The organism is Amycolatopsis sp. NPDC104587, assembly GCF_055583645.1.
Window position 1 is genome coordinate 1 of record NZ_JBVJNO010000012.1, and the last position, 13055, is coordinate 13055.

Below are 13055 nucleotides of genomic sequence, written 5' to 3' on the forward strand. Positions count from 1 at the left end.
GACACCGGGACAACCTCGATCCTGGCCATGCGCGTCGGCGAAGACGACGCCGGCGTCATCGGCCTACGCCCCCAAAACTTGCCCGACGAATACCAACCCGGGCTCAACGTCCGCTTCATGGGCATCAACGACCGCGCAGGACCTCCTACCTCGTCAGCGCGTACCACTCCGCAGCCGTGCTGGTCCCCGACGCGCTCGGCGTGCTCAACGACGTCGAAATCGGCCGCTAACCCTTGCGCCCCAGAAGGTGGAACACGCGGCTGAGCGCACGGTAAGGGTCGCGGCGGCCGGCTTCGAACTCGACCGCCGCCACCCGCTCCGCGTCGGCGGGATCCGGTTCGGCGCCGCCGAACCCGAGCCAGTCGACGAACAGCCAGACTCCGTACCAGTCCAACGGTTCCACACCCCGGCTTCGCAAGAGCTCGCTCAGTTCCTCGACCGTGTCGGCGCGGGTCGGCACCCCCAGCACGCCGATCTCGGTGGTGCGGTCGAACGCCGCCAGGGCGTCGTCCCACCGCTGTTCCAGCGCCGGCCGCACGGCCATCGTATGGGCGTTGCCCGTCATGATCGAGACCAGGCCGCCGGGAGCAGCACACCGGCACAGCTGCTCGACGAGCGGCTCCGGACTGTCGAGGTAACCGAGCACCCCGTGGCACAACACCGCGTCGAAGTGCCTCCCCTGCACCGCATCTTCGGCGTCCTCGCCCGAAGCGTGCACGAACGTCACTCTCGGACGGATGGTGTCGGTCAGCCGCTCGCGGGCCTTGTCCAGCATGGCCTCGGACGGGTCCAGCAGCGTCACGTCGTATCCGGCACCGGCCAGCGGGAACGACTGGTGACCGGCGCCGCCGCCGACGTCGAGCACCGTCGCCGGTGGTGGGGGCAGGTGCTCCAGCAGCTGGCGGTGCAGCACGTACGTGCGCACGCGCCCCTTCACCGTCGCGTAGGCGCCGTCGGCGAACTGGCCGGCCAGGGCGGCCCAGGTGTCCTCGCTCACCGCGCCAACCTACCGTTACTGCACTCCGATTTGCGTCCGGCGCAATCGTCCATTGCCAAACTTGCGTGGCATGAATACCGTCGCGGCTCCTAACTTCGGACTTGTACCGAATTCCCCGAAGAAGGAGCAAGACATGCACGTGTTCGTCACCGGAGCGACGGGGTGGATCGGCACGGCCGTCGTCGACGAGCTGCTCGGCGCCGGGCACGAGGTCACCGGCCTCGCCCGCTCGGACGACGCCGCACTGGCTCTCGGCAAGAAGGGCGCGCGGGTCCGCCGCGGCGACCTCGACGACCTCGACGGCCTCCGCGACGGCGCGCTCGACGCCCACGCCGTGGTCCACCTGGGCAACAAGCACGACTGGGCCAACCCCGCGGAGAACAACCGCACTGAGCGGGCCGCGATCGAGACGATGGCCGGCGCGCTCGCCGGCACCGACCGGCCGTTCCTGTTCGCCGGCGCGCTCGCGGGGCTGGTCCAGGGCCGGCCCGCGCTCGAGTCCGACGTCTCCCCCGCCGTCGGCCCGGACTCGATGCGCGGCGGTGGCGAGAACCTCGCGCTCGAGTACGTGGCCAAGGGTGTCCGGGTGGTCAGCGTGCGGTTCGCGCCGTCGGTGCACGGGGCCGGCGACCACGGGTTCCTGGCGGCCATCACCGCGGCGGCCCGCAAGCACGGCGTGTCCGCCTACCCCGGTGACGGCGCCACGGCGTGGTCCGCGGTCCACCGCCCGGCCGCGGCACGGCTCGTCCGGCTCGGCCTGGAGAGCGCGCCGGCGGGGTCGCGGCTGCACGCCGTCGCCGAGGAAGCCGTGACGACGCGCGAGATCGCCGAGGCGCTCGGGCACACGCTCGACCTGCCGGTGGTGTCCGTCGAGCCGGAGCGGGCCGCGGAGCACTTCGGGTTTGTCGGCCGGTTCTTCGCGACCGACATGGCCGCGTCGAGCGCGGTCACCCGGGAGCTGCTCGGCTGGACACCGACCGGGCCGACGCTGGTCGAGGACATCAAAGCGGGTGCGTACGCGTGAAGGCGACCGTGACGGCGTTCATGCTGGTCAAGACGACACCCGAGTGGCTGGCCCTGACCGTCGAACAGCGGATCGAGGCCTTCCGCACCGAGGTCGTCCCGGTGGTCGAGGAGAAGACGGAGGGCGTCCGGTCCCGCTTCTACGACACCGAGTTCTACTCGGCGCGCGTGACCGACGTCTGGGTCTGGGAGGCCGTCGACCACGACGCCTACCAGCGCCTGGTCGACGCCCTGCGTGAAACCCCCTTCTGGGACCGGTACTTCGAGGTCGCCGAAATCCTCGTCGGGGTCGAGAACGGCTACGCCCGCACCTACGGGACGGACGCCGTCACGACCATCACCACCTAGAGGACAAAACCGGCGGGGAACGGGTCATCGGGATCGAGCAGGTAGGTGGCGGTCCCGGTGATCCAGGCCCGGCCGGAGAACTCCGGGACCACCGCCGGGACCCCGCCGACCGTCGTTTCGCCGACCAGCTCGCCGGTGAACGTCGTCCCGATGAAGGAGCTGTTCTCGAACGGCGTGTGCAGCGGCAGCTCGCCGCGCGCGTGCAGCTGGGCCATCCGGGCGGACGTGCCGGTGCCGCAGGTTGACCGGTCGAACCAGCCGGGGTGGATGGCCATGGCGTTGCGCGACACGCGCGCGTCCGAGCCCGGGGCGAGGAACTGGACGTGCTTGCAGCCGCCGATGAGCGGGTCGGCCGGGTGCTTCGGCGGCCGCTGCTCGTTGATCGCGCCCATGACCGCCAGGCCGGCGGTCAGGATCCGGTCCTTTTCGGACCGTTCGAACGGGATGTCCACTTGGGACAGGTCGAGGATGGCGTAGAAGTTGCCGCCGTAGGCGAGGTCGTAACGCACCTCGCCGAGGCCGGGCACGTCCACCACGGCGTCACGCTCGGCGAGGAAGGACGCGACGTTGCGGAGCTTGACCCGCTCGGCGCGTCCGTCGCGGACGGTGACCTCGGCGTGGACGAGCCCGGCCGGGGTGTCCAGGCGCACGACGGTCGTCGGCTCGGTCACCTCGACCATGCCGGTCTCGACCAGCACGGTGGCCACGCCGATCGTGCCGTGGCCGCACATCGGCAGGCAGCCGGAGACCTCGATGTAGACGACACCCCAGTCGGCGTCGTCGCGGCACGGCGGCTGCAGGATCGCGCCGCTCATCGCCGAATGCCCGCGCGGCTCGTGCATGAGGAACTGCCGGATGTGGTCCAGGTGCGCCATGAAGTACCGGCGGCGCTCGGCCATCGTGTCCCCCGGGATCGGGGCGACCCCGCCGGTCACCACCCGGGTCGGCATGCCTTCGGTGTGCGAGTCGACCGCCGTGATCGCGCGTGAGGACCGCACTACGCCACCCCCAGCGCGTCGAGCGCGCGGCCCATGTCGGCGCGGACCTGCTCGCGCTGGACGTCCGACAGCGGTCCCCGCGGCGGGCGGCACGGGCCGCCGTAGCGGCCGACCATGTCCATGCCGAGCTTGATGGCCTGGACGAACTCGGTGCGCGAGTCCCACCGGAACGCGGCCACCAGCGGTTCGTACAGCGCCCGGGCCTCGTCGAGCTTGCCGGCGGTGGCGAGCTCGAACAGGCGCGCCGACTCGGCCGGGAAGACGTTGGGGAAACCGGCGAACCAGCCGGTCGCGCCCATCAGCAGGCTCTCCAGGACGACGTCGTCGGCACCGCTGATCACGGCCAGCCGCGGCGCGCGTTCGCGGATCTCCAGCACCCGCCGGACGTCGCCGGAGAACTCCTTGACGGCCACGACGTTGTCGATCTGCGCGATCTCTTCGAGAAGGTCCGGCGTGAGGTCGACCTTGGTGTCGAAGGGGTTGTTGTAGACCATCACCGGCAGGCCCACCGACGCCACGGCTTCGAAGTGGGCGACGACTTCGCGGCGGTTGGCGCGGTAAAGCGTCGGCGGGAGGCAGAGGACCCCGTGCGCGCCGTCTTCGGCCGCCGCTTCGGCCCAGTGCCGGGCCTGGTGCGCGCCGGGTCCGTGGACACCGACGACCACGATCCCGTCGGCGCCGACGGCCTCGATCGCGGTGCGGGCGACCCGGCGGCGTTCGTCGTCGGTGAGCGAGGAGTACTCGCCGAGGGAACCGTTCGGGCCGACGCCGCGGCAGCCGTTGGCGACGAGCCAGCGGCAGTGCTCGGCGTAGGCGTCGTAGTCGACGGCCAGGCCGGCCGGGGCGGTGTCGTCGACCCGGTAGGGCAGCGCGGCCGCGACGACCACACCCCCGAGGTCGCGGGTGCTCATGGGTGGGTCTCCTTCGGGTCGGCGAGCTCGCCCAGGCGGATCGGCTGGGCGATCGGACGGTGGTGGCGCTCGGCGCCGCCGCGGAGCTCGGCGACGGCGGGGCCGCAGATCCGGCCCTGGCAGGGGCCGAGCCCGGCGCGGGTGCCGAGCTTGAGCGCGTGCGGGCCGGCGTCGGCCGCGTCTTTCAGGGTGCGGTAGGTGGTTTCCTCGCAGCGGCAGACGATCGTGTCGTCCCGCAGCCAGCCGGGCCAGGCCGCGCCGATGGGATGGGCCTTCGCGAGCCGGCTCGCGAAGGCCCGGGCGCGGTCGCGTGTGTGGCGGAGTTCCGGGCTCGGCGTGCCCCCGGCGGCGGCGCACCCGGCGACCGCGCCTTCGGCCGCGGCTTTCAACGCGCCGCCGATCCCGGTGATCTCCCCGGCGGCGAAGACGGTGCCGACGGTGGTCCGCTGGTCGTCGCGGACACGGACAAAACCGCCGTCGAGCTCGCACCCGGCGGCGACGGCCAGCTCGGGTTGAGGTGTGAAGCCGTGCCCGACGCAGACGGCGTCGACCTGGAAGGTCTTTTCGGTGCCGGGCACCACGGACCAGTCCGCGCGGACGCGGGCGGTGACGGCTTCGCGGACCTGGTCGTCTCCGCGAGCCTCGACGACAACGCGGCCGAAGCGCAACGGGACGCGGCGGCGGGCGAGGGTCGCCAGGTAGTGGGCCAGTTCGCCGGCTTTGTCGGTGTGGAGACCCCATCCTTTGAGGACGGTCGTGGCGCGGTTGGCCTCGAGAACGGCCGCGACCTCGGCCCCGACGTCCAGGAGCGATTCGGCGACGGGCAGCAGGAAGGGCCCGGCCCCGGCGACGAGCACCCGCCGTCCGACGGCGACTCCGTCACCCTTGGCCAGCGCCTGGGCGGCGCCCGCGGTGAAGACTCCGGGGAGCTGCCAGCCGGGGAAGGGCAGGGTGCGGTCGTGGGCGCCGGTCGCGAGGACGAGTGCGTCGGGCTCGAGGACGAGTTTTTCGCGGCCGGTTCCGTCGGGTTCGCCGCGCAGGACGTGGACTTTCCGGTTTTCGAGGGCCCAGACGGTGGTTTCGGGGAGCCAGGTGCAGCGCTCGGGCACCGGGCGGCGTTGCGTCCGGCCGGCTGGCTGCCGGACGGCGGGCAGGGTCCGGTGGAACTGGCCGCCGGGGGCGTCGGCCTGGTCGAGAAGGGTGACTTCGGCCCCGGCGGCGAGCGCGTGTTCGGCGGCGGCGAGCCCGGCGGGCCCGGCGCCGATGACGAGGACGTGGGTCATGCGTCCTGCCTCGACTGGGTGCGGATGTCGTCCCCGTCGGCGGCCCGGCGACGGCAGGCCCGGACGTCGGGAACGCCGTTGACGGTGAGGAGGCAGTCGAAACAGGCCCCGATGCCGCAGAAGACCCCGCGCGGCGCGCCGGAACGGGTGGTGCGCCAGGAGGTCCGGCCCGCGGCGAGGAGGATCCCGGCGACGGTTTGGCCCGCGATGCCGGGGACGGGCACGCCGTCGACGGTGATGTGGATCGGGATGTCGATGCGGGGGATGGTCATGCCGCCGCCTCCGTCAGCACCGCCGGGCGGTTCACCCTGAACTCCCCCACCGGCATCGAAGGCTCCACCCCCGTCAGCATCTCCCGCAGCAACCTCGCTGTCCCCACGCTCAAGCCGATTCCCGCGCCTTCATGCCCCGTCGCGTGCCAAAGTCCTGCCAGCCGCGGATCCTCGCCGAGCACCGGCAGATGATCGTCGACGTACGGCCGGAACCCCCCGTACACCCGCATCACCGCCGCATCCGCCAGCGCCGGGAACAGCCGCAGCGCCTTCGCCGCGATCGCGCTCAGGGCCTCCGGGTGCAGGCTCTCGTCGAAGCCCACGCGGCGGCGGGACGAGCCGATCAGCACCGTGCCGCCCCGGGTCGACTCCACCACCGCCGACGTCTGCAGCTCGCCCGCGTCCGAGCCGACCGCGCCGACGTAGTCCGCGTCGTACACCTTGTGGCGGACCACTCCCGGCATCGGCGTCGTCACCAGCACCTCGCCGCGCCGGGGCCGGACCGCGATGGGCACGCCCAGCCGCTCCGAGACCGGCCCTGCCCACGGGCCCGCCGCGTTCACCACCACGTCCGCCGGGATCACTTTGCCCGGCACGCGGACTCCGGTGATCCGGCCGCCGGTCACCACCGCGCCCGTCACCTCGGTCTCCGTGCGCAGCCGCACCCCCGGGGCCGCGCGCAGCAGGGCCAGCGTCGCGCCGGCCGGCTGGACCTGGGCGTCCTCCGGGTACCGGACGGCCGCCGTCACCTCGCGGGTCAGCGCCGGTTCGGCCGCCGCCAGCTCCGCCGCCGACAACGGCTCGGTCCGCACCCCCGCCGCCGCTTGTGCCGCGGCGAACGCGGTCAGCGCGGCCGCCCCGGCTTCGGTGGTCGCGACGACGATGCCGCCCTTCGGGTCGAACTCGCACTCCTCGCCGAGCGACGCCGCCAGCTCCGGCCACAACCGCGCCGACAGCTGCGCCAGGGCGAGCTCCGCGCCTGGCCCCTTGTCCGAGACGAGGAGGTTCCCTTCACCGTGCGAAGTGGTGCCGCCCGCGGGCCGGCCACGGTCGACGACGACCACGTCGAACCCGGCCAGGCCGAGCTCCCGGGCGCAGGCCGCGCCGACGATGCCGGCCCCGATCACCACCACCCGCGTTCGGTTCATCGACCCTCCAGCGTTCGGTATAGCGAACGATCGGAGGGTAGATCTCCGGCGAGAAGCGTGTCAATCCTGCAGGACGGGGTGCGGGCGGCCGTCGAGCCGCTCGTCCGCGCGGTACTGCAGCAGCAGGACCGAGTGCACCGGCGCCTCGAGCGCGGTGTAGCTGTGCGGCTCGCGGGCGTCGAACGCGACGTAGTCCCCGGGCCCGAGCTCGACGGTCCGCCCGGCCACCTCGACCCGCAGCCCGCCGGTCTGCACGACCGTGTGCTCGATCCCGACGTGCCCCTGCGAGCGCTGCGGCGCGTCCCCGCGGACGAGCTGGTCGTACACCTCGAACACGCTGTTGTCGGTCTCGATCCGGCGCAGCGGCCGCAGGTCGACACCCTCGCCGCGGAGCACCTCGACGTCGGCGGCGCGCACCACGGTCAGGCCACCGCGCGGCCGGTGGTCGAGCAGGTCGGAGATCGCCACCTCGAGGACCCGCGACAGGCTGAACACGGTCTCGATCGTCGGGTTCCCGGTGCCGGCCTCCAGCTGCGACAGCGTCGCCTTGCCGATGCCCGACTGCCGCGACAGCTCCGAAAGCGACAGCCCGCGCGTGGCCCGCGCCGCGCGCAGGTTCACCGCCAGCATGTCCCGGATGGACGGCTCGCCGTCTTCTGCCACCTTCTGCCCGCCGTTCGGTAAAGCGTACATTTTGCTGGTCCTCCGTTCGGCTTACCGATCGAAGCCAGCGTCATGATGCCACGTCGGGGCCACGCCCGGTCGTTTCGATCAGCTCGTGCTCGCACGTCGTGAGCTCATACGGCGGTCAGGGGCGCCGGACCACGCCCAGCAGGTCCAAAGTGGACGAATCGACGTCCGGCGGCGGACCACCGCAGGATCGCGTCCGGAGGAATGATCTCCCCCGGCTACATCGCCTCCGAGGGCGCGCGCCACATCACCGGCCAAACCCTGCACGTCAACGGCGGGGCGCACACCACCCGCTGACCCTCAACCGGCCCGGCGGGCGAAGACCATCCCGATGTCGGCCGCCTCCTGGACGGTGTCCTGCTGCGCCTCGACGGTGAAGCCGCGCGCGGTGAACACTTCGCGGACGAGGTCACGGTTGCGCGCCCAGCCTTCGACCTCGACGACGGCCTGGCGCACCAGCGGCCAGTGGCGGTCTTCGATGCCCCGCAGCACGTCGAGCTCCGCGCCTTCGACGTCGACCTTGAGCAGGTCGATCGCGGTGATGGCGTGCTCGTCGAGGACCGCCGACAGCGGGCGGACGCGGACCCGGTGCGTCTCGAGCTCGCGCATCACCCGCAGCTTGCGGCCGACGAGCCCGCGCAGCACCGGGCCCGGGACCCGGCGCGCGGCCGGGCTGCCCTGGCGGATCATCTCGACGATGCTGGCCGTGACGCGCTTGCGTTCGGCTTCGACGTTGCCCGCGTCCCGCAGCGACGACGAGAAGATCGTCGCCGCCGGGAAGTAGCTGAACGAGAGCTCGTCCTCGGCCGCGGCGAGCCCGAACGGCAGCGCGGTCAGCCGGCCGCCGAAGAAGTCGCGGGCGTTGCGCGCCAAGGTCTCGTGGAGCGGCGGAAGCGGCTCGAAGGCGAAGATCCGCACGTCGCCGTCGAGCCGCTCGTAGACGGCGGCGGAGAAGACCCCGACGTTGGCCCCGACGTCCAGGACGGTCGCCCCGGGCGCGAGCTCGACGCCGTGGGCGAAGTAACCGCCGACCTCCTCACGGAGGAAGGAGACTTCCCACGGGTTGATGCTGTGGAGGGCGATCGTGTCCATGGTCACGCGCAGAGGACTACCAGCACCGGCGGCCGAGGTCCAGCCTCCGGGCGGCCGACGGAACTCAAGTCGGGGTCGGCGCGCCGCCGCGGGTCCGCCTAGATTGGCGGCATGACCTCCACCGCCGAGAAGGCCACCCTCCTGCAGGAACTGCACGCCGCGCCGGAGCTGCTGCTCGTTGTCAACGTCTGGGACGCGATCACCGCCAAGGTCGTCGCCGAAACCCCGGGCACGAAGGCCCTCGCGACCCCCAGCCACGGCATCGCCGCCTCGCGCGGCTACCCCGACGGCGAGAAGATCCCGCGCGACGAGATGATCGCCGAGGTCGCGCTGATCGTCCGGACGGCGGGCGACCTGCCGGTGTCGGCCGACCTCGAAGCCGGGTACGGCGACCCGGCCGGCACCATCGCCCGCGCGATCGAGGCGGGCGCGGTCGGCGCCAACCTGGAAGACCAGATGAAGCCGCTGGCCGACGCGGTGAAGGCGGTCGAAGCCGCCGTCGCGGCCGCGCAGTCGGCGGGCGTCGACTTCGTGCTCAACGCCCGCACCGACGCGTTCCTCAAGGTCGCCGACCCCGAAGAGGCGCTGGCCGAAGCCCTCACCCGCGGCCGCGCGTACCTCGACGCGGGCGCGTCCAACTTCTTCGTCCCGGGCAAGCTCGACGAGAGCCAGGTCGCGCGGCTCGTCGAGGCGCTGGGCGAGCGCAAGGTCAACCTGATCGGCATCCCCGGCTCGATCCCGCTGGCCCGCGCGCAGGAGCTCGGTGTCTCCCGCGTGTCGTACGGCCCGTGGAGCCAGAACGTCGCCCTGACCGCCCTGGCCAAACTGGCCGAAGACGTCTACGCCGGCGGCGGCCTGCCGGCGGACACCCGCAAGCTCAACTGAGGCGGGCCGGCCGTGGTGGGCGGCGGCGATCGAGTGCACTGTGGACAGTCCGGCGCCGGGGTCGGGCTCAGCTGGGTCCGCTCCCCCGGCGGCTCTTGACAGGCGCGCTCGCGCCGTCTATAAAACCATCTGGTTACAAAACCGGAAGGTTATGAATGAGCAGCACACTGGACGCGACGTTCGCGGCCCTCGCGGACCCCACCCGGCGGGCGATCCTCGCGCGGCTGGCGACCGGCGACGCCACCGTCACCGAGCTGGCCGAGCCGTTCGCGATGAGCCAGCCCGCGGTGTCGAAGCACCTGCGAGTGCTCGAACGCGCGGGGCTGGTGAAACGCGGCCGGGACGCCCAGCGGCGGCCGTGCCACCTGGTGGCGGAACCGCTCAAGGCGGCCACGGCCTGGCTGGCCGACTACCGCGACTACTGGGAGGCCGGCTACCAGCAGCTCGACGAGCTGCTGAAGGACCTGCAGTCGTGACCGCCCCGCGCCGGGGGCTGGAGGTCACCGAGGCCGGCGCGACCGGCCTGGTGCTCACCCGGGCCTTCGCCGCTCCCGCCGACCTCGTCTTCGCGGCCCTCACCCGGCCGGAGCTGCTGCGCCGCTGGCACGGCGCCCGCGGCTGGCGGCTGACCGGCTGCGAGGTCGACCTGCGGCCCGGGGGCGCCTGGCGGTTCGTCTCCCACGGGCCCGACGGCGCGGAGATGGAGATGTACGGCGTTTTCCGCGAGGTCGTGCCGCCCGTCCGGCTCGTGCAGACCGAGATCCACCGCGGCTGGCCCGAAGGCGCCGCGGAGGTCACGACCGTGCTGGCCGAAGCCGGCGGCCGCACGACCATGACCGTCACCGTGCAGTACCCGTCGCCGGAAATCCGCGACCAGGTGGTGCTCAGCCCGATGCGCCGCGGCGCCGGTGAGTCCTACGACCGTCTTGCCACCCTCCTCGACCACGAGAAACGAGACCCGTCATGAACGAACCCGTCACCGAAGTCCCCGCCGACCCGAGCGCGCTCGCCAAGGATCCCGGCAACCCGCCGGTGCTCCCTGGTGCGTTCCTCCTGGAGCTCGTCCCCGTGCCGGTCACCGACATCGACCGCGCCATCACGTTTTACCGGGACAGCCTCGGTTTCACCCTGGACGTCGACGTCCGCCCGGCGGACGGCGTGCGCATCGTCCAGCTGACCCCGAGCGGCTCGGCGTGCTCGATCTCCCTCACCGAAGGGGTGCAGCCCCTGGCCCTGCCGCCGGGTTCGATGCGCGGCCTGCACCTGGTGGTCGCCGACATCGAGAAGGCCCGCGCCGAGCTGGTCGAGCGCGGCGTCGAGGCCGGCCCGGTCGAGGACATGGGCGGCGTGTTCTACGTCTACTTCGCCGACCCCGACGGCAACACGTGGTGCCTGCAGCACATGCCGTGGCGGTGACGGAGCCGCTCAGCCGCCGACGTGGATGCCCGGCCTGCGGGCCGGGTCCGTCTCACTCGTGCGCAGGATCTCCCGGACCACCGGGGCCGTGTCACCGCGGCCCAGAATCAAATACCGGAACAAGTGCCCCAGCGGGTTTCCCTCCGACCACTCGAAGTGGCACTGCGGCAGCACTCCCGTCGCGTCACGCAGGGCGAGCAGCACCGCCGCGATGGCGTTCGGCGCCGCCGGGCTCTGGGCGCGCAGGATGCGGTAGCCGTCGACCTCGACGCCGCGGACCTGGAGCACGTTGCTGAACTCCGAGGGGTCGACCACGTCGATCTCGAGGAACAGCACGTCCGCCGTGCCGGGCAACGGGTTCATCGCGCGCTGCTCGGCTTCCTTCGCCGAATACTCCGCGAGGTCGCCGCCCTGTCGCCGGTTCGCGATGATGTGCAGGGCGCCGTCGTTGGCCAGCGAATCGGTGACGAACCGGCGCGCCGTCTCGTCGAACTCGATGCGCTCCGCGCGCAGCTCGGTCGTGCGGGACACCCGGGAAACCAGGGACACCACGATGATGCCGAGGATGAACAGCGCCGAGATGGCCAGGCCGTCCGGCTTCTCGATGACGTTCTCGACCAGCGCGTAGAGCAGCACCAGCGTCAGCACGGCGAACCCGATCGCCGCGCCGCGCTGCTTGTGGCGGATCCCGGAGATCGTCACCGCGACCGCGCCGGAGACCATCATCGCGAGGATCCCGGTCGCGTACGCGCCGGCCTGGGCGTTGACGTCCGCGCCGAACGCGATGGTGATCAGGACGCTGATCACCGTGTAGACCAGCACCACCGGGCGGACCGCGCGGCCCCACTCCGGCGCCATCCCGTACGAGGGCAGGTAGCGCGGCACGATGTTGATCAGCCCGGCCATCGCCGACGCGCCCGCGAACCACAGGATCAGCACACTGCTGACGTCGTAGACCGTGCCGAACGCCTCGCCCAGCTCCTGGTGCGCGAGGTAGGCCATCGCGCGCCCGTTCGCCTCGCCGCCTTCCTTGAACTTCTCGGCCGGGATCAGCACGGTGGTGATGAAGCTCGTCGCGATCAGGTACACCGACATGATCAGCGCCGCGAGCGTCAGCAGCTTGCGGGTGTTGCGGATCCGCGACTCGAGCCGCTCCTCGTCCGTCTTCCCCTCGGCCGCTACCAGCGGCATCATGCTGACCCCGGTCTCGAAGCCCGACATCCCCAGCACGAGCGCCGGGAACGCGAGCACGGCCGGGCCGATGATCCCGGTGAAGCCGCCGCCGTTCGAGGTGAGCGCGTCGGTCCAGCGGGACAGCGCCGCGCCGTCGGAGAAGAGGTCGATGCCGCTCACGATCACCACGGCCGCGTTGAGCAGCAGGAAGATCGCGACGAGCGGGATCGCGACGCCGACGGCCTCGCTGAAGCCCAGCAGGAAGACCCCGCCGAGGATCAGCAGCAGCACGACCGTGATCAGCACGGCGTGCCCGTGGAGGAAGCCCGGCAGGTACGGGTTCTCCAGCAGGTGCACCGACGCGTCCGCCGAGGACAGCGTGATCGTGATGATCCACGACGTCGCGACGAACCCGAGCAGGACCAGAACGAAGATCTTGCCGCGCCAGAACGGCAGCAGGTCCTCCAGCATCGCCACCGACCCCTGGCCGCGCGGGCTCTCCCGGGCGACCCGCCGGTACATCGGCAGCATGCCCAGCAGGGTCAGCGCGACGATCAGCAGCGTGGCCAGCGGGGACAGGGCGCCGGCCGCGAGCGCGGCGATGCCCGGCAGGTAGGACAGGGTCGAGAAGTAGTCGACGCCGGTCAGGCACATGACCTTCCACCAGGCCTGCGGCTTCCCGTGGTCCTCGGCGGCCTCCGGCCCGGCGGGCGCCACCCGCTGCGCCAGCAGCCACCGCATCGCCGGGCCGGACGGCGGCCTCGGGGTCACCGGGCTGTCGACGACGTCCGGAACCGCGAACTCAGGTGTGGTGCTCAA

15 protein-coding genes and 1 pseudogene are annotated in these 13055 nt (G+C 72.3%); 7 read left to right on the forward strand and 9 right to left on the reverse strand.

What is annotated here, in order from left to right; translation table 11 throughout:
* A pseudogene (locus tag ACZ61C_RS32915) lies at positions 1–230 on the forward strand (Crp/Fnr family transcriptional regulator); the annotation flags it as partial.
* On the opposite strand, the gene ACZ61C_RS32920 reads toward ACZ61C_RS32915, so the two are convergent.
* A complete protein-coding gene (locus tag ACZ61C_RS32920) occupies positions 227–997 on the reverse strand; it encodes a methyltransferase (RefSeq protein WP_465311765.1) in 771 nt (256 codons plus the stop codon). The pseudogene ACZ61C_RS32915 and the gene ACZ61C_RS32920 sit on opposite strands and share 4 nt — an antisense overlap.
* Before the next feature lie 133 nt (positions 998–1130).
* Between ACZ61C_RS32920 and ACZ61C_RS32925 the strand changes: the two genes are divergently transcribed.
* Positions 1131–2021, forward strand: coding sequence for an SDR family oxidoreductase (locus ACZ61C_RS32925; RefSeq protein ID WP_465311766.1), 891 nt, complete (start codon positions 1131–1133; stop codon positions 2019–2021).
* Positions 2018–2368, forward strand: a complete 351-nt coding sequence (locus ACZ61C_RS32930) for a darcynin family protein (RefSeq protein WP_465311767.1) — start codon at positions 2018–2020, stop codon at positions 2366–2368. Before ACZ61C_RS32925 ends, ACZ61C_RS32930 begins: the two co-directional genes overlap by 4 nt.
* Here ACZ61C_RS32930 and ACZ61C_RS32935 read toward each other — a convergent pair.
* The 7 genes from ACZ61C_RS32935 to ACZ61C_RS32965 all read right to left on the reverse strand — a co-directional run bounded on the left by ACZ61C_RS32935 (position 2365) and on the right by ACZ61C_RS32965 (position 8762).
* Positions 2365–3366, reverse strand: coding sequence for a proline racemase family protein (locus tag ACZ61C_RS32935; protein ID WP_465311768.1), 1002 nt, complete (start codon positions 3364–3366; stop codon positions 2365–2367). The genes ACZ61C_RS32930 and ACZ61C_RS32935 overlap by 4 nt on opposite strands.
* Complete coding sequence (locus ACZ61C_RS32940) at positions 3366–4277, reverse strand: dihydrodipicolinate synthase family protein (protein ID WP_465311769.1); 912 nt, start codon at positions 4275–4277, stop codon at positions 3366–3368. The genes ACZ61C_RS32935 and ACZ61C_RS32940 overlap by 1 nt, the downstream gene beginning before the upstream one ends.
* Positions 4274–5560 carry an FAD/NAD(P)-dependent oxidoreductase gene (locus ACZ61C_RS32945; RefSeq protein ID WP_465311770.1) on the reverse strand — a complete coding sequence of 429 codons (1287 nt, stop codon included), beginning with the start codon at positions 5558–5560 and terminating at the stop codon, positions 4274–4276. The genes ACZ61C_RS32940 and ACZ61C_RS32945 overlap by 4 nt, the downstream gene beginning before the upstream one ends.
* Positions 5557–5832, reverse strand: a complete 276-nt coding sequence (locus tag ACZ61C_RS32950; RefSeq protein WP_465311771.1) for a (2Fe-2S)-binding protein — start codon at positions 5830–5832, stop codon at positions 5557–5559. Before ACZ61C_RS32950 ends, ACZ61C_RS32945 begins: the two co-directional genes overlap by 4 nt.
* Positions 5829–6980, reverse strand: a complete 1152-nt coding sequence (locus ACZ61C_RS32955; protein ID WP_465311772.1) for an NAD(P)/FAD-dependent oxidoreductase — start codon at positions 6978–6980, stop codon at positions 5829–5831. Before ACZ61C_RS32955 ends, ACZ61C_RS32950 begins: the two co-directional genes overlap by 4 nt.
* A gap of 60 nt (positions 6981–7040) precedes the next feature.
* Positions 7041–7673 (reverse strand): helix-turn-helix domain-containing protein, encoded by a 633-nt coding sequence (locus tag ACZ61C_RS32960; protein ID WP_465311773.1) that lies wholly within the window; start codon positions 7671–7673, stop codon positions 7041–7043.
* Positions 7674–7970: 297 nt separating this feature from the next.
* Positions 7971–8762, reverse strand: coding sequence for an FkbM family methyltransferase (locus ACZ61C_RS32965; RefSeq protein WP_465312091.1), 792 nt, complete (start codon positions 8760–8762; stop codon positions 7971–7973).
* A 111-nt stretch (positions 8763–8873) separates the two neighbouring features.
* On the opposite strand from ACZ61C_RS32965, the gene ACZ61C_RS32970 reads away from it, so the two are divergent.
* From ACZ61C_RS32970 to ACZ61C_RS32985, 4 genes are all read left to right on the forward strand, one after another.
* Positions 8874–9647 (forward strand): isocitrate lyase/PEP mutase family protein, encoded by a 774-nt coding sequence (locus ACZ61C_RS32970; protein WP_465311774.1) that lies wholly within the window; start codon positions 8874–8876, stop codon positions 9645–9647.
* Between the two features lie 155 nt (positions 9648–9802).
* Positions 9803–10123, forward strand: a complete 321-nt coding sequence (locus tag ACZ61C_RS32975; protein WP_465311775.1) for an ArsR/SmtB family transcription factor — start codon at positions 9803–9805, stop codon at positions 10121–10123.
* Positions 10120–10614 carry an SRPBCC family protein gene (locus tag ACZ61C_RS32980; RefSeq protein WP_465311776.1) on the forward strand — a complete coding sequence of 165 codons (495 nt, stop codon included), beginning with the start codon at positions 10120–10122 and terminating at the stop codon, positions 10612–10614. Before ACZ61C_RS32975 ends, ACZ61C_RS32980 begins: the two co-directional genes overlap by 4 nt.
* Positions 10611–11063, forward strand: a complete 453-nt coding sequence (locus tag ACZ61C_RS32985) for a VOC family protein (RefSeq protein ID WP_465311777.1) — start codon at positions 10611–10613, stop codon at positions 11061–11063. The genes ACZ61C_RS32980 and ACZ61C_RS32985 overlap by 4 nt, the downstream gene beginning before the upstream one ends.
* A gap of 9 nt (positions 11064–11072) precedes the next feature.
* Here ACZ61C_RS32985 and ACZ61C_RS32990 read toward each other — a convergent pair whose 3' ends face one another.
* On the reverse strand, positions 11073–13055 hold the full coding sequence (locus tag ACZ61C_RS32990; RefSeq protein ID WP_465311778.1) for an APC family permease: 1983 nt from the start codon (positions 13053–13055) through the stop codon (positions 11073–11075).

What these genes read in the sequence shown, in the direction of transcription:
- ACZ61C_RS32925 (WP_465311766.1), top strand. Translation starts at nt 1,131, where the DNA reads ATGCACGTGTTCGTCACCGGAGCGACGGGGTGGATCGGCACGGCCGTC.
- ACZ61C_RS32945 (WP_465311770.1), bottom strand. Translation starts at nt 5,560, where the DNA reads ATGACCCACGTCCTCGTCATCGGCGCCGGGCCCGCCGGGCTCGCCGCC.
- ACZ61C_RS32950 (WP_465311771.1), bottom strand. Translation starts at nt 5,832, where the DNA reads ATGACCATCCCCCGCATCGACATCCCGATCCACATCACCGTCGACGGC.
- ACZ61C_RS32955 (WP_465311772.1), bottom strand. Translation starts at nt 6,980, where the DNA reads ATGAACCGAACGCGGGTGGTGGTGATCGGGGCCGGCATCGTCGGCGCG.
- ACZ61C_RS32985 (WP_465311777.1), top strand. Translation starts at nt 10,611, where the DNA reads ATGAACGAACCCGTCACCGAAGTCCCCGCCGACCCGAGCGCGCTCGCC.
- ACZ61C_RS32970 (WP_465311774.1), top strand. Translation starts at nt 8,874, where the DNA reads ATGACCTCCACCGCCGAGAAGGCCACCCTCCTGCAGGAACTGCACGCC.
- ACZ61C_RS32960 (WP_465311773.1), bottom strand. Translation starts at nt 7,673, where the DNA reads ATGTACGCTTTACCGAACGGCGGGCAGAAGGTGGCAGAAGACGGCGAG.
- ACZ61C_RS32940 (WP_465311769.1), bottom strand. Translation starts at nt 4,277, where the DNA reads ATGAGCACCCGCGACCTCGGGGGTGTGGTCGTCGCGGCCGCGCTGCCC.
- ACZ61C_RS32965 (WP_465312091.1), bottom strand. Translation starts at nt 8,762, where the DNA reads ATGGACACGATCGCCCTCCACAGCATCAACCCGTGGGAAGTCTCCTTC.
- ACZ61C_RS32975 (WP_465311775.1), top strand. Translation starts at nt 9,803, where the DNA reads ATGAGCAGCACACTGGACGCGACGTTCGCGGCCCTCGCGGACCCCACC.